Origin of the sequence: uncultured Psychroserpens sp. (genome assembly GCF_947503375.1) — a bacterium.
Lineage (GTDB): Bacteria > Bacteroidota > Bacteroidia > Flavobacteriales > Flavobacteriaceae > Psychroserpens.
The window spans coordinates 221,470-237,417 of the sequence record NZ_CANNDQ010000006.1; the positions used below are offsets into that span (position 1 = coordinate 221,470).

General features: G+C 32.5%; 16 protein-coding genes. 13 read left to right on the forward strand and 3 right to left on the reverse strand.

Annotated elements, in window-relative coordinates; translation table 11 throughout:
- Window position 1: 1 nt before the first annotated feature.
- Complete coding sequence (locus tag Q0876_RS11905; RefSeq protein ID WP_299228139.1) at window positions 2-2,302, reverse strand: type IA DNA topoisomerase; 2,301 nt, start codon at window positions 2,300-2,302, stop codon at window positions 2-4.
- Window positions 2,303-2,396: 94 nt separating this feature from the next.
- Window positions 2,397-3,212, reverse strand: coding sequence for a DUF1853 family protein (locus tag Q0876_RS11910; protein ID WP_299228141.1), 816 nt, complete (start codon window positions 3,210-3,212; stop codon window positions 2,397-2,399).
- Between the two features lie 82 nt (window positions 3,213-3,294).
- Here Q0876_RS11910 and Q0876_RS11915 point away from each other — a divergent pair, with 82 nt between their 5' ends.
- The 13 genes from Q0876_RS11915 to Q0876_RS11975 all read left to right on the forward strand — a co-directional run bounded on the left by Q0876_RS11915 (window position 3,295) and on the right by Q0876_RS11975 (window position 15,616).
- Window positions 3,295-3,717, forward strand: coding sequence for a PepSY-like domain-containing protein (locus Q0876_RS11915; RefSeq protein ID WP_299228143.1), 423 nt, complete (start codon window positions 3,295-3,297; stop codon window positions 3,715-3,717).
- A gap of 120 nt (window positions 3,718-3,837) precedes the next feature.
- Window positions 3,838-4,584 carry a 3-oxoacyl-[acyl-carrier-protein] reductase gene (gene fabG / locus Q0876_RS11920; protein ID WP_299228145.1) on the forward strand — a complete coding sequence of 249 codons (747 nt, stop codon included), beginning with the start codon at window positions 3,838-3,840 and terminating at the stop codon, window positions 4,582-4,584.
- Between the two features lie 16 nt (window positions 4,585-4,600).
- A complete protein-coding gene (locus Q0876_RS11925; RefSeq protein WP_299228147.1) occupies window positions 4,601-6,634 on the forward strand; it encodes a VWA domain-containing protein in 2,034 nt (677 codons plus the stop codon).
- 13 nt (window positions 6,635-6,647) lie between these two features.
- Complete coding sequence (locus Q0876_RS11930; protein ID WP_299228149.1) at window positions 6,648-7,460, forward strand: prohibitin family protein; 813 nt, start codon at window positions 6,648-6,650, stop codon at window positions 7,458-7,460.
- A 243-nt stretch (window positions 7,461-7,703) separates the two neighbouring features.
- Window positions 7,704-8,561: an ATP phosphoribosyltransferase gene (hisG, locus tag Q0876_RS11935; protein ID WP_299228151.1), complete on the forward strand. Its 858-nt coding sequence runs from the start codon at window positions 7,704-7,706 to the stop codon at window positions 8,559-8,561.
- Window positions 8,561-9,847 (forward strand): histidinol dehydrogenase, encoded by a 1,287-nt coding sequence (gene hisD, locus Q0876_RS11940; RefSeq protein WP_299228153.1) that lies wholly within the window; start codon window positions 8,561-8,563, stop codon window positions 9,845-9,847. Before hisG ends, hisD begins: the two co-directional genes overlap by 1 nt.
- On the forward strand, window positions 9,844-10,893 hold the full coding sequence (gene hisC / locus Q0876_RS11945) for a histidinol-phosphate transaminase (RefSeq protein WP_299228155.1): 1,050 nt from the start codon (window positions 9,844-9,846) through the stop codon (window positions 10,891-10,893). The genes hisD and hisC overlap by 4 nt, the downstream gene beginning before the upstream one ends.
- Window positions 10,890-12,023, forward strand: coding sequence for a bifunctional histidinol-phosphatase/imidazoleglycerol-phosphate dehydratase HisB (hisB, locus tag Q0876_RS11950; protein ID WP_299228157.1), 1,134 nt, complete (start codon window positions 10,890-10,892; stop codon window positions 12,021-12,023). The genes hisC and hisB overlap by 4 nt, the downstream gene beginning before the upstream one ends.
- A complete protein-coding gene (gene hisH, locus Q0876_RS11955; RefSeq protein ID WP_299228159.1) occupies window positions 12,023-12,604 on the forward strand; it encodes an imidazole glycerol phosphate synthase subunit HisH in 582 nt (193 codons plus the stop codon). Before hisB ends, hisH begins: the two co-directional genes overlap by 1 nt.
- Window positions 12,601-13,317, forward strand: a complete 717-nt coding sequence (hisA, locus tag Q0876_RS11960) for a 1-(5-phosphoribosyl)-5-[(5-phosphoribosylamino)methylideneamino]imidazole-4-carboxamide isomerase (protein ID WP_299228161.1) — start codon at window positions 12,601-12,603, stop codon at window positions 13,315-13,317. Before hisH ends, hisA begins: the two co-directional genes overlap by 4 nt.
- Window positions 13,318-13,319: 2 nt before the next feature.
- A complete protein-coding gene (gene hisF / locus Q0876_RS11965; protein ID WP_299228163.1) occupies window positions 13,320-14,075 on the forward strand; it encodes an imidazole glycerol phosphate synthase subunit HisF in 756 nt (251 codons plus the stop codon).
- 2 nt (window positions 14,076-14,077) lie between these two features.
- Window positions 14,078-14,671: a bifunctional phosphoribosyl-AMP cyclohydrolase/phosphoribosyl-ATP diphosphatase HisIE gene (hisIE, locus tag Q0876_RS11970; protein WP_299228165.1), complete on the forward strand. Its 594-nt coding sequence runs from the start codon at window positions 14,078-14,080 to the stop codon at window positions 14,669-14,671.
- A 162-nt stretch (window positions 14,672-14,833) separates the two neighbouring features.
- The gene (locus Q0876_RS11975) at window positions 14,834-15,616 is read left to right on the forward strand and encodes a tRNA pseudouridine(38-40) synthase TruA (protein ID WP_299228167.1); all 783 of its coding nucleotides are present in this window, start codon (window positions 14,834-14,836) and stop codon (window positions 15,614-15,616) included.
- Window positions 15,617-15,618: 2 nt separating this feature from the next.
- Here Q0876_RS11975 and Q0876_RS11980 read toward each other — a convergent pair whose 3' ends face one another.
- Window positions 15,619-15,945, reverse strand: a complete 327-nt coding sequence (locus tag Q0876_RS11980; RefSeq protein ID WP_299228169.1) for a TfoX/Sxy family protein — start codon at window positions 15,943-15,945, stop codon at window positions 15,619-15,621.
- Window positions 15,946-15,948: the final 3 nt, after the last annotated feature.

The window sequence follows — 15,948 nt, forward strand, 5'->3', positions numbered from 1 at the left end:
ACTATAGTTCACCTTTTAATATGGCATAAACTAAATCTCTTGTAAGCTGTTTTTCTTTTGCTTTTGATCGAATATCTTCAAACGACATTCTAAAGTTGCAACCTTGTCTATAATTACTACAGCCATAGGCAGTTCTTCCTTTAATAATAGCTCCTTCTCGGCATTTAGGGCACGTTACCGCTTTAGCATTCGTAACAGCTTTTGCTTTTTTTGGCTCTAAAATTAAATTGAAATGCTCATCAAAACGCAATAGACCTTCATTTTCACCAGTTTCAGACTTAAATCCTTTAAGATTTACTGTTGTACCTTTTCTTAATAATCTTATAAATTGTTTCTCCGAAATTTTTTTACTGTGTACTTTAAAAGGCATAATAAAATTACAACCTAATTTAAATCGACTACAACCATAAGCAGACTTGCCTTTAAGTAATTTTCCTTTTTTACATTTCGGACAGGTTTCAAGGCTAAGGCCAGCAGATTTTGTTTGGATTTCTTTTACTTTCCGATTTTCTATTACAGATACCTGAGAAATATTGGCTCGCGACGATTCACTACGGACTTCATAAACCAATTTATCTACCATTTGTTTCATATTCTTAATGAATAAACTAGCGCTATATTTACCTTTCTCAATATCTTTAAGTTGTTTTTCCCAAAGACCGGTGAGCTCAGCAGATTTTAGCAATTCGTTTTGAATTGCATTAATAAGCGCAACACCAGTAACTGTAGGCAATATTTGTTTTTTATTTCGCTTGATGTATTGACGTTTGAATAATGTTTCAATAATATTGGCTCGTGTAGAAGGTCTGCCAATACCATTTTCTTTCATCAAATCTCGCAATTCATCATCATCAACCTGCTTTCCAGCTGTTTCCATAGCGCGTAAAAGTGAGGCTTCGGTAAATTGATTTGCTGGTTTGGTTTGTTTTTCTAAAAATGAAGGTTGGTGAGGTCCTTTTTCACCTTTAGAAAACACAGGTAATGTATCTTTTTCAGTTGTATTAGAACGCTCTTTTTTTCCAAATTTAAAAACTACTTTCCAGCCCTCTTTAATAATTTCTTTACCTGTAGTTTTGAAATTTACTTTTTCAGCTTTGCCTACTATTGTTGTATTAGATACTTCACAATCAGGATAAAAAACAGCGATAAAGCGTTTAACTATAATATCATAGACTTGCTGTTGGTTATATTGAAGATTTATCTGAACTCCTGTTGGAATAATGGCGTGATGATCGGTGACTTTCTTATTATTGAACACCTTTGCTGATTTCTTGATTTTTTTATCTAGAAGCGATAGTGTTAATTCTGAATAATTTGTCAACTTCTTGAGTATTGCAGAGACTTTAGGATAAATATCCGTAGGCAAAAAAGTGGTATCTACTCTTGGATAAGTGACCACTTTTTGCTCATATAGTTTTTGGACAATCTTTAAGGTTTCATCAGCAGAAAGCCCAAATTTAGTATTGCAATATACCTGTAAGCCAGTAAGATCAAATAACTTAGGTGCGTATTCTTTGCCTTTCTTTTTGGTAATAGATATAATTTCAAAGTCGTGAGCTTTAACCTTATTAGCTAAAATTTTGCCTTCTTCCATTTTTAAGAAGCGACCTTCTTCATAAGCAAATAAAGTATTACGATACATGGTTTGTAATTCCCAATAAGGTTGAGGTTTAAAATTTTCAATTTCTTTAAAACGATTTACAACCATAGCTAGAGTAGGTGTTTGTACCCGACCAACCGATAAGACTTGCTTATATCCACCGTGTTTTACGGTGTATAATCGAGTAGCATTCATACCTAACAGCCAGTCTCCAATAGCACGTGAAAATCCTGCGTAGTAGAGGTTGTCATAAGTTTTAGAATCCTTAAGGTTTTCAAAACCTTCTTTTATGGCTTCTGTAGTTAATGACGATATCCAAAGTCGTTTTACACTTCCTTTATAGTTTGCTTGATCTAAAACCCAACGCTGGATCAGTTCTCCTTCTTGACCAGCATCACCACAGTTGATGACTACTTCAGCTTTATCGAATAAAGATTTCACAATGTTGAATTGTTTTTGAATACCTGAATTCTCAACGATCTTGGTTTTGAATTTTTCAGGAAGCATTGGTAAATTGTTTAGATCCCAACTTTTCCAATAAGGTTTATAGTCGTTTGGTTCCATAAGTGTACACAAATGACCAAATGTATAAGTCACAGCGTAACCGTTACCTTCATAATAACCATCACGCTTCATGTTAGCACCAAGAACTTGGGCAATTTCTCTTGCAACACTAGGTTTTTCAGCTATGCAGACTTTCACTTTTACGTTATAATTAGAATTTTCAATAGCACTGCAAAATAGGAAATTACCATTGTTTTTTAAATGTATTAAATAACGAGTTATTAACTAAATTTTACCACCATACTAAAAAGCATTTCTGTATAGATTGATCTGAATACTTAAGCCAGAATAAAGGAGATTTTTTGTTCTTTAGTAAAAATGCAGTATCTATTTTGAAAGTAGTAATATCTATCCAATTGACCGATTGATTCACATCTAATAGCCAATCTATTTTAGGTGGAATATAAAACTGACACTCTTTAAATTCATTTAATTGGGAAGTATTGATATAAAAACCACAAACACAATTTGAGTTTAGAAGTTTAAAATTTACTTGTTGTTGATAAGGCACAAAAAGCTGTGCTTTGAATAAAACGTATTGTTTTACATTACTTACATCAATTTTTAACTGATCTAATAACGAAATGCAAGCTTTGGAATAGAGTAGTGGTAATTGTTTTTCTTTTAGCTTGCTTAACTTTTCAATTAAACTGTCATTTCGATTAGGACCAATCCACTGTTCTATTTCTGAACTATCATTAGTCTCGTCATGTAAGTAAAATTTATATACGATCTCTAAATGAATCTGCTGCGCACTGTATTCAAGCAATGCGTCTAGCTCACCAATTGTTTTGTTTTCCCGACCTTGAACTTGTAAATTTTTTGATAAAATGTCACAATCTTTTAATTGATTTAGTATGTTGAAGGTGAATTGCTCTGCAAGCTGACCTAAACGAAACTTTTTGTGTATTCTTTTTTTAAGTAACGCTTTATCATCCATTGGGTATGGAAACTGTTCTAATCCAAAAATTGAATTAGTAGTCCATAATAAGCGAGTATTTAAATATCCTCTATATAAGTGTTCTTGATGTTCTATATTGAAATTCATGTGAGTCAACAAAAATAGTATATAAGCGCATTGAATAACTAAAAAAAATATAGATTACAATCAAACAAATTAAACTTGCATTATGAAAAATACAATATTATTCACATTAATACTTCTTTTTACCTTAAACTGTCAAAATACTATAGACGCTCAAACACCAGAAGCGGTTAAGAAGACATTTCAAGCAAAATATCCTGGAGAAAATGATCCAGATTGGGAAAAAGATTCCAATGGCAATTACGAAGCTCATTTTAAGATAGATGGAATTAAATATCGTGCCGATTTTGCTCCAGAAGGGAATTGGATAGAAACAGAAACTAGTATAAAGAAAGGTGATTTGCCTAAAGCTATTAAAGCAGTTATTAAAGCAAATTTTAGTGACGAAGAAATTACAGAAATAGAAAAAGTAGAGCATCACTCGAAAGGATTGTTCTATGATGTAGAATTTAAAAGAGACGGTAAAAATAAAGACGTTGAGTTTAGAACTAATGGTGAAATCATTTGATTTTGATTTAAATAAATCAAAAAATCAAACCTCATAATTAAATTATAAATTTTGAGGTTTTTTTATTTGGTGCAACTTCAATTTGCTATATTTGAAAACCAACTATTTAATATAAAACACATGAAATTATTAGAAGGAAAAACTGCAATTATAACTGGTGCTAGCCGAGGTATTGGAAAAGGGATAGCTGAAGTTTTTGCTCAGCATGGCGCTAATATTGCATTTACTTATAGTTCTTCTGTTGAAGCAGCTAATGCACTAGAGAACGAATTGAATACTCAGGGAATAAAAGCTAAAGGCTATCAAAGTAATGCAGCAAGCTTTGAAGACGCTCAAAAACTTGCTGAAGTAGTATTGGAAGAATTTGGAAGCATTGATATTTTAGTTAATAACGCCGGAATTACAAAAGATAATTTGCTTATGAGAATGGGCGAAGAGGATTTTGATAAAGTTATTGAAGTTAATTTGAAGTCTGTTTTTAATATGACCAAAGCTGTACAACGTACCATGTTGAAACAACGCAAAGGTTCAATCATAAATATGAGTTCTGTTGTTGGTGTAAAAGGCAATGCTGGACAAACAAATTATGCTGCTTCAAAAGCTGGAATTATTGGATTTTCAAAATCTGTAGCTTTAGAATTAGGATCTAGAAACATAAGAAGTAATGTTATTGCTCCTGGCTTCATTGAAACTGAAATGACTGCTAAATTAGATGAAGATACCGTAAAAGGATGGAGAGCTGCAATCCCTCTAAAGCGTGGTGGAAGTCCAGAAGATATTGCAAATGCATGTGTGTTTCTTGCTAGTGACATGAGTGCATACGTTACAGGACAAACATTAAATGTTGATGGAGGAATGCTTACCTAATAGTAAAATACATTAATTGCAAACAGAAACAATAACATATATTATCATATCTGGAATTATAGCGCTATTACTAGCGCTTTTTCAGTATGTTTATAAGTCAAAAAAACAAGGAAAGATCAATGGAATCTTAACTTTTTTACGATTTACATCTATCTTTTCGTTGTTATTGTTACTCATCAATCCTAAGTTTGACAAGGTTTCTTATTTCAATGAGAAACCAAACCTAATTATAGCTACCGATAACTCAGAATCTGTCTCTTATCTCAATCAAGCTTCTAAAACAAATGGACTTATTCAAACACTAAAAGATAATGAACAACTCAATGAACGTTTCAATTTAGAGTTTTATTCTTTTGGGAAGACTATAAGCCTAAGCGATTCACTTACATATAATGAAAAACAATCAAATATAGCGCAAGTATTTGAGCGATTATCAGAAGTTTATAACAATTCGGTCTCACCTACATTGTTAATTAGCGATGGTAATCAAACTTACGGAAATGACTATTCATTTGTTACCAAGAAGTATAAGCAGCCTGTATTTCCTGTAATTTTGGGAGATACAACTACCTTTATCGATATAAAGATTCAACAACTGAATGTAAATAGATATGCGTATTTAAAGAATAAGTTTCCTGTTGAAGTGATTACGACTTATAATGGCAAGACATCAGTAAACACCCAATTAAAAGTTACATCAGGTAATGCCACAGTTTTTTCTAAACCAATTGCTTACAGTAAAGTAAATACATCACAAATTATAACCTTTACATTGCCAGCAAACCAAATTGGTATTCGTAGTTATCAAATTGAAATAATACCACTTGATAATGAAAAAAATACTGTAAATAACATTAAGAATTTTGCAGTTGAAGTTATAGACCAAAAAACTAATGTAGCCATTGTTTCAGACATCATTCATCCTGATTTAGGCGCTTTAAAAAAAGCCATTGAAAGTAATGAGCAAAGAAAAGCTGAAATTTTAAGTACTTTAGAGTTTTTAAATCAATCAGAAGATTTTCAGTTGGTTATCTTATATCAGCCAACTAATAATTTTAGATCATTATTCAATGAAATTGATAGACTTCAATTAAATAAAATAATAATCACAGGAACTAAGACCAATTGGGCACTACTCAACCGCTTGCAAACTAATTACTCCCAACAATTAACGAACCAAACTGAAGATTTTCAGCCAACTATAAATCAAAATTACAGCACCTTTATTATTGACGATTTAAACTTTGATGAGTTTCCACCACTACATTCAGAATTTGGAGAAACTAAGTTTAATATTCCTTTTGAAACAATTTTATATAAGACGGTCAACAGCAATCAACTTGAAGAACCGCTCTTAGCTACTTTTGAAACAGACAATAAAAGAGAGGCTATATTATTTGGAGAGGGAATTTGGCGTTGGAGAGCTCAAGCTTATCTTGATGAAAAATCATTTAATGCTTTCGATAATTTTATTGGAAAACTTATTCAATATTTAAGTTCGAAAAAACAGCGTTCACGATTGAATGTAGACTACGAATCATTTTACAATGGCAATGACAATGTCAAAGTTATAGCACAGTACTTCAATAAAAACTATGAGTTTGATAATAATGCAAATATTAGTATTACATTAAAAAACAAACTTACAGATGCTACTAATACGTATCCGTTTGTTCTAAAAAGCACAAATTACCAAGTAGATTTAAGTGGTATTGAAGCTGGAGAGTACACCTTTACAGTAAAGGTGTCTAACGCTAACATCTCAAAGTCTGGAACACTTAAAATACTCGAATATAATGTGGAGCAGCAATTTTTAAATGCAAATGTTGTTAAACTTCAAAATTTGGCAACAACGAGCAGTGGTACAGCATATTTTATAGATGATACGGTATCTGTAATTAATGATCTATTAGCAGATAATCGATTCGCTACCATTCAAAAAAGCACTAAAAAAGTCGTACCTTTGATAGATTGGAAATATCTACTTGCTCTCATCGCTTTAAGTCTTGCAGCTGAGTGGTTTATTAGAAAATATAACGGACTAATTTAAAAAAACTATAATTATGGAAAAATTACCAAAAATTGGTTTGCCGATTATTATTGGCATAGTACTTTTAATTGTATTATTAGCAAAATCTGCAGTAACTATAGGGCCAGGTGAAGGTGGTGTTATTTTTGAGCGTTTTGGTGATGGTATTGATACTGAAAAGACATATGGTGAAGGATTCCATATTGTTGCACCTTGGAATAATATGATCATTCAAAAAGTAAGACAACAATCAATTTCTGATGAAATGAATGTGCTTTCTGTTAATGGTTTAGATATTACTGTTAGCGGTACCATTTGGTTTGAACCTGAATATAGCAACCTCGGAAAATTAATAAAAACCAAAGGTGAAGACTATATTAGAGAACTTTTAAATCCTGCTATCAATGCTGCAGCTAAAAGTGTTGTAGGTCGTTACACACCAGAACAGTTATATTCAAGTAAGCGAGATATTATTGAGCTAGAAATACTAGAAGAAGTAAGAAATGAATTGTCTGGTCAATATGTAAATGTTAAACGTGTTTTAGTTGAAAATGTAAGACTTCCAAATACTATTAAAGATGCTATTGAACGAAAACTAAAGCAAGAGCAAGAATCTCTTGAGTACGAATTTAGACTTGTAACTGCACAAAAAGAGGCTGAAAAGGTTATCATTGAAGCTGAGGGGAAAGCAGAATCTAATAGAATACTAAGCGCATCATTAACTGATAAGATTTTACAGGACAAAGGTATAGACGCCACAATGAAACTTGCTGAATCTCCTAATAGTAAAGTAATCGTTATTGGTTCTGGAGATTCTGGTTTGCCAATTATTTTAGGAAATCAATAAGTGTTAACAGAAATTTAGTAATCAAAGATTTGGATTTGTAAATAATAATTTGCAACCTTTGTTTAAACAAATAACAATGACATTTATTCAACTACATCATCATCATTTTCATACTAGCGCTCAAGCGAGATGAGAATGTATTGAATAAACCCAAGATATTTTTAAAACCGTTTGAGTAAATCAAGCGGTTTTGTTTTTTATAAAACCTACTCAAACGATTTACTCAAACCAACTAAAATTAAAATGAGTAAATTAAAAATTGCAGTTCAAAAATCGGGTCGTTTACATGACGACTCAATGAAATTACTTAAAGACATTGGTATTTCTGTAGATAACGGAAGAGATCAATTAAAGGCTTCAGCAAAAAATTTCCCACTAGAAGTACTATACTTGCGAAATGGAGATATTCCGCAATATTTGAAAGATGGTGTTGTAGATGCTGCCATTATAGGAGAAAATGTGCTGATCGAAAAAGGAAGTTCTATTTCAACTATAGAGAAACTCGGTTTTTCGTCTTGTAAAGTTTCAGTTGCTATTCCAAAATCAGAAAACTATACTTCCATTCAAGATTTAAACGGAAAACGTATTGCAACGTCCTACCCAAACACAGTGAATCAATTTCTAGAACAGAATGGTGTTACCTCTAAACTACATATCATTAATGGTTCAGTTGAGATAGCTCCAAACATTGGTCTAGCTGATGCTATTGTAGATATTGTTTCTAGTGGAAGCACATTATTTAAAAATGGATTAAAAGAAGTTGAAGTGCTGTTAAAGTCTGAAGCAGTATTGGCTGTTTCTCCTTTAATCTCTTCTGAAAATCAACACATACTAAACAGGCTTCAGTTTAGATTAAGATCTGTTTTGCGTGGCAGACAAAGTAAATATGTACTACTTAATGCGCCTAATGACAAATTAGAAGCTATAATGACTATTCTGCCTGGTATGAATAGTCCAACCATTTTGCCACTTGCCAAAGAAGGCTGGAGTTCTTTACACTCTGTAATTAACAAAAATGAATTTTGGGAAATCATCGATGAACTCAAGCAAAATGGTGCGGAAGGAATTCTTGTTTGTCCAATTGAAAACATGGTATTATAATGAAAAAAGTAATAAACCCAAATAGATCTACTTGGTCAGAATTATTAAAACGACCAACACAAACTCTAGATAATATAGAGCAAACTGTAAATACTATTTTTAGTGATGTCAAACGAAATGGAGATCGCGCTATTTCAAAATATACTGAACTATTTGATGGCACTCAACTCAATTCGCCAATAGTGAGTACTGAAGAGCTTAATGAAGCTATAAAACAAGTGCCTGAAGCACTTAAAATTGCTATTCAAGTTGCAAAATCAAATATTGAAAAATTTCATACAGCACAAAAAACAAAACGTTTGGTTGTACAAACTTCAGATGGAGTTGAATGTTGGCAAGAGAAAAGACCAATTCAAAAAGTTGGACTCTATATTCCAGGCGGAACAGCACCTTTGTTTTCAACCGTTTTAATGTTAGCAATTCCAGCTCAAATTGCAGGATGCAAAGAAATTGTATTATGTTCTCCTCCAAATAAAGAAGGCAAAATTGCTAATGAAATTCTATATACAGCTCAGTTATGTGGCGTTACTAAAATCATTAAGGTTGGAGGTATTCAAGCTATAGCTGGTTTGACATTTGGAACAGAGACAATTCCTCAAGTTTACAAAATTTTCGGACCAGGAAACCAATATGTAACCGTCGCAAAACAATTGTCAACAAAATATGGTGTTGCAATTGATATGCCTGCTGGACCTAGTGAGTTATTAGTAGTTGCAGATGATACTGCTAAAGCAAACTATGTAGCTTCTGACTTATTGAGTCAAGCTGAACATGGCTCAGATAGTCAAGTTATTTTAGTAGCTACCTCTAGAGAATTAATTGATAGTGTTTTTGATGAAATAGAAAAACAAATTCAGGATTTACCACGAAAAGAAATGGCTCAAAAAGCCATTTCTAATTCAAAACTCATTTACGTTGATACTAATGAAATTGCTCTAGAACTCATCAATACATACGCACCAGAACATTTTATTGTTTGTACAGATAACAATGATTTTTATACAGATCATATTGAAAATGCTGGATCTGTATTTATTGGTAATTATACTCCAGAAAGTGCTGGTGACTATGCTTCTGGAACAAATCATACTTTACCAACAAACGGATTCAGTAGAGCTTACTCAGGCGTAAACCTAGATAGCTTTTTGAAACAAATTACCTTTCAGAAAATTTCTGAACAAGGTATTAGGACAATAGGCAAAACTATTGTACTCATGGCTGAAGCCGAAGGGCTACAAGCACATAAAAATGCAATAACATTAAGACTTAACGATTTAAAAGGATGACAAAACAATTTAGACTTAATAGTCTTATACGAGCTAATGTCAAGGCCATGAAACCTTATTCATCTGCTAGAGATGACTATAAAGGTATTTCAGGAGATATGACCTTTCTAGATGCAAATGAAAACCCTTTTGAGAATGGGTTAAATCGTTATCCCGATCCACAGCAAAGTATTTTAAAAATGAAACTTTCAGAATTAAACAACATACCAAATGATAATATTTTGTTAGGTAATGGAAGTGATGAAGTTTTAGATTTAATTTTTAGAGCATTTTGTGATCCCGGAAAAGATGAAGTAATTATCATTCGACCAACATATGGAATGTATGAAGTACTGGCTAATTTAAATGATGTGGCTATACAAGAGATCTTCCTAGATGCTGATTTTGATATTAATATCAATAACATCGTTAATGGAATGAATATGAGCACTAAAATTTTATTTTTATGCTCACCTAATAATCCTACAGGTCAAAGCTTTACTAGAGAAAAAGTAGAGCGCTTACTTTTGAAATTCAATGGTCTTGTAGTGATTGATGAAGCGTATATCGATTTTTCTAACCAAGCCAGTTGGTTGACTAGGCTGAACGATTTTCCAAATTTAATCGTAACACAAACCTTATCAAAAGCATATGGTATGGCAGGAATTAGATTAGGAATATGTTATGCCTCTAAAGAAATTATTTCAGTTTTAAATCGTATTAAACCACCTTATAATATTAACACGCTTACACAACAAAAAGCGTTAGAACGCTTATCAAAATCAAAAATGGTATATGATGAAATTCAGAAAATTTTGATGCAGCGAGATCGATTAAGTTCACAATTGAATACCATTAGTTTTGTAGAGAACGTTTTTCCTTCAGACGCTAATTTTATTTTAGTTAAAGTAGATAATGCACAGTTAAGATATGATCAACTTCTAAAAAAACAGATTGTTGTTAGAAATAGAACCAATGAATCTGGTTGCGAAAACTGTTTAAGATTCACAGTAGGTACAGAAACAGAAAATGAAAAACTAATTAATGCCCTTAAACAATTAACATGAAACGCGTTTTATTTATAGATAGAGACGGAACTTTAATTAAAGAACCCGCAGACGAGCAAATTGATGCATTTGAAAAACTAGAGTTTTATCCAAAGGTATTCCAGTATTTGAGTAAAATAGTAAAAGAACTTGATTTTGAAATTGTTATGATAACAAATCAAGATGGATTAGGTACTAAGGCATATCCAGAAGACACTTTTTGGCCAGTACACAATTTTGTTATCAAAACCTTTGAAGCTGAAGGCATTCAGTTTAAAGAACAGTACATTGATAAAACCTTTGCAAAAGATAATGCACCAACACGTAAACCTAATACAGGATTGTTATCAAAGTACTTTTCATCAACTTACGATTTAGAGAATTCTTTTGTTATTGGAGATCGATTAACAGATATTGAACTAGCTAAAAACCTTGGTTCTAAAGGAATTTTCATCAACGATAACACGAATTTAGGAACTGATGAAATTACAGTTGAACGTGAAGACTTAAAAGAATATATCTTCTTAGAAACTAACGACTGGGAAACTATTTATAAGTTTTTAAAAGCAGATGCTAGAACAGGAAGCATTATAAGAAATACAAATGAAACAAAAGTTAAGATTGACCTGAACTTAGATGGAAGTGGTAAAAGCACAATCGATACAGGAATTGCCTTCTTTGACCATATGTTAGACCAAATCGCTAGACATGGTCAATTAGATTTAAACATCAAAGTAATTGGAGACCTAGAAGTAGATGAACACCATACTATTGAAGATACTGGCATAGCCCTTGGCGAAATATTTGCAACAACATTAGGTAATAAATTGGGTATTGAACGTTATGGATTTGCTTTGCCTATGGACGATTGTTTGGCACAAATAGCTATTGACTTTGGTGGACGCAATTGGTTGGTTTGGGAAGCAATGTTTAAACGGGAGATGATTGGAAAGATGCCAACTGAAATGTTCTTTCATTTTTTCAAATCGTTCACTGATGGCGCAAAATGTAATTTGAATATTAAAGCTGAAGGCACTAATGAGCACCATAAAATCGAAGCTATTTTTAAAGCATTTGCCAAAGCCATAAAAATGGCTGTTAAGCGTGATGTAGAAAAAATGATTTTGCCATCAACTAAAGGTGTGTTGTAATGAATATTGTAATTATAGATTATGGAGCAGGTAATATTAAAAGTATCCAGTTTGCTTTTAAACGCTTAGGTCTTGAAGCTATTCTTTCTAATAAAGTAGAAACCATAAAAGCAGCAGATAAGATTATTTTTCCAGGAGTAGGAGAAGCTAGTTCTGCAATGAAAATGCTGAAAAAGAACAAACTTGACACGCTTATTCCACAATTAAAACAGCCTGTACTAGGTATTTGTCTTGGCATGCAATTAATGTGTAATCACTCAGAAGAGGGCAATACAACAGGGCTTGGTATTTTTGATGTCAATGTAAAACGTTTCAGTGATACAGTTAAAGTTCCGCAAATGGGATGGAATACAATATTTAATTTAAAAACCGATCTATTTAAAGGCATAAAAGAGTTTGAATTCATGTACCTTGTACACAGTTATTATGCCGAAAAAACCAACAATTGTATCGCATCAACCCAATACGACATCGATTATGCTTCTGCACTGCAAAACAGTAATTTTTATGGTGTACAATTCCATCCAGAAAAAAGTAGTATGGCTGGGCAACAAATTTTAAAAAACTTCATTGAATTATGAGAATAATACCAGCAATAGATATTATAGATGGTAAGTGTGTACGCTTGACTAGAGGTGATTACGATACTAAAAAAGTGTATAATGAAAATCCAATTGAAGTTGCCAAAGAGTTTGAATCTTATGGCATAAAATACTTACATCTAGTTGATTTAGATGGTGCAAAAGCTCATCACATAGTTAATTATAAAATATTAGAACAAATTACCTCTAAAACGAACTTAAAAGTAGATTTTGGTGGTGGATTAAAATCTGATGAAGATTTACACATTGCTTTTAATAGTGGTGCAAGACAAATAACTGGAGGTAGTATTGCCTTAAAAAACCCTGATGTCTTTGAAGGATGGCTTTCAAAATATGGAGGTGTGAAAATTATGCTTGGAGCCGATTGTCATAATAAAAAGATTGCCGTAAGTGGTTGGCAAGAAAAAAGTAACATCAATGTAGTGCCCTTTATTACTGCTTACGAGCAAAAAGGAATAAAATATGTTATCTGTACAGATATAGCTAAAGATGGTATGCTAGAAGGGCCTTCTTTTAATTTGTATGATGAGATTCTTAATGACACAAAAGATGTGAAATTAATAGCATCTGGTGGTGTTACATCAATTGAAGATTTAAATGCTTTAGAAGATTTGGGCTGTGAAGGTGCAATTATTGGTAAAGCCATTTACGAAGGAAAGATATTGCTAAGAGATTTAGAGATACTATTATAATTATGCTAACCAAACGAATCATTCCATGCTTAGATATCAAAAACGGTAGAACCGTTAAGGGTGTGAATTTTATTGACTTGCGTGATGCTGGAGATCCAGTTGAATTGGCCAAACAATATGCTAAACTCGGTGCAGATGAATTAGTGTTTTTAGATATTTCTGCCACATTAGAAGGTAGAAAGACGATGTACGATATGGTATTAAAAGTAGCAGAACAAGTTGATATTCCATTTACTGTTGGAGGAGGAATTTCTTCTGTTGAAGATGTTGATGATCTTTTGCATTGCGGAGCAGATAAAGTTTCAATCAATTCTAGTGCTTTTAAGCGCCCTGAACTCATTAATGAACTATCTAAAAAATTTGGGAGTCAATGTATAATTGTAGCCATTGATGCCAAACAGGTCAATGGTGAATGGTTAGTTCATTTAGCTGGAGGTACAATTCCTACAAAACGAAATTTATTTGATTGGGCAAAAGAGGCAGAACAAAGAGGAGCAGGTGAACTATTGTTTACTTCCATGAATAATGATGGAACCAAATCTGGCTTTGCAAATAGAGCTCTGGCGAAACTCTCTAAAGAGGTAAATATTCCAGTGATTGCATCTGGAGGTGCAGGGAATACACAACATTTTATAGATGCTTTTATTTACGGTAAAGCAGATGCAACATTAGCTGCTAGTGTATTTCACTTTGGAGAAATTGAAATTTTAGATTTAAAAAGAGAATTAGAAAAACAAAATATCAACGTAAGATTATAAAAATGAACATTGATTACGATAAAACTAATGGCCTTGTTCCAGCGATAATTCAAGATGCAATAACCAATAAAGTTTTGATGTTAGGTTATATGAACGAAGCTTCTTATAAAAAAACTATAGATACCAAATTGGTAACATTCTATAGCAGAACTAAACAACGTTTATGGACCAAGGGCGAAGAGAGTGGTCATGTTTTACAATTGGTTGATATGAAATTAGATTGTGATAATGATGCGCTTCTAATAAAAGTTAACCCCAAAGGACCAACATGTCATAAAGGCTCTGATACGTGTTGGGACGAGGAAAATGAAATAGATTATGGCTTTATTTCCAAATTAGAGTCTATAATAAATAAGAGAAGGAGTGAAGCATCACAAGAGGCATCATACGTAGCATCATTGTTTTCTGAAGGTATAAATAAAATTGCTCAAAAAGTAGGAGAAGAAGCTGTAGAAGTTGTCATAGAAGCAAAAGACACTAACGATGAGTTGTTTCTCAACGAAAGTGCCGATTTGCTCTTCCACTATTTGATACTTTTACAAGCCAAAGGCTACAGATTAAAAGATATAGAAGAAGTTTTAAAAAGCAGACATTAATCACATCAGAGTCTCACTTGTGCTGTATTTTTAATCTTTGAATTCTGAACCATACAAGCTATTGATTGATTGATGCTTAAAAATAAAACTTCAGTCCATATTTACCAATAAGTATCCCATCAGAAATTTTGGAATAACTTTTAAAATAACGTTCTTGTCTTTATGTTTAATCAGCGTTATTATTACTTAGTAAAGATTCAGTACTTAGGGTATCGTTTTCATGGTTGGCAGAAGCAGCCCAATTTGAAAACAATACATTTCATGATCGATCGTACGCTGAATTATATTCTTGATGGCAAGCAATTTAAAACATTAGGCTCTGGTAGAACAGACGCTATGGTATCAGCAAATGAAAGTGCATTTGAGTTGTTTGTCTATGAAAAAATTGAAGATGAAGCAGCTTTTTTGGCTGTATTCAATCACAACCTTCCACAAGATATAAGAGCACTAGCAATTGATGAAGTTGATGCAGATTTTAATATTATTCAGCATCCAAAAACTAAAGAATATGTGTATTTATTTGCTTTTGGTCAAAAATGCCATCCGTTTTGTGCACCAATAATGACTACGATTCTTGATGATTTAGATATAGAACTTATGAAAAAAGGTGCTAAATGTTTTGAAGGTACCCATAATTTTAAGCCCTATTGTTTTAGGGCAACAGATAAAGGGTTATATGTACGAACAATCGAAAGTTGCGAATTAATTGAAAACACCATATTTTCTGCAAGTTTCTTTCCAGAAAACACATATACTCTTGTTGTAAAAGGAAAGGGTTTTGGACGAAATCAAATACGTTTGATGATGGGAGTACTCATTAAATTAGGTAGAGGAGAAGTTGATCTAGGTTATATAGAGAATTCTTTGACACCAGAAAGCAAAGACGTCATGGATTATATTGCACCTGCTTCTGGTTTGATATTAAATAATGTATCGTTTGAGTGAGTCTATAGCTTACTTTTGGCATGTTCTAAACCTAATTCAATATAATGTAATAATTGAGTTTCTGTTTTAAAAGCTTCAGGAGCAACATATACAAACTCTTTCATAGGTCGTTTAGTAAAGTCCATTGGTCTAACACCGTTTTTAGCTAATTCTGTCTCCATTTTATCAGAAACAATGCGTACCGCTAATTCTTCTTTAATGATACCAACAGTCATTTTTCCTTTATATAAGAATGAAAGACCACCAAACATACGTTTTTCTGTAAAGTCTTCTGAAAATAATTTGAGTTGAGCTCTAATTCTGTTTGCCAGTAGTTCGTTGTATGCCATAAT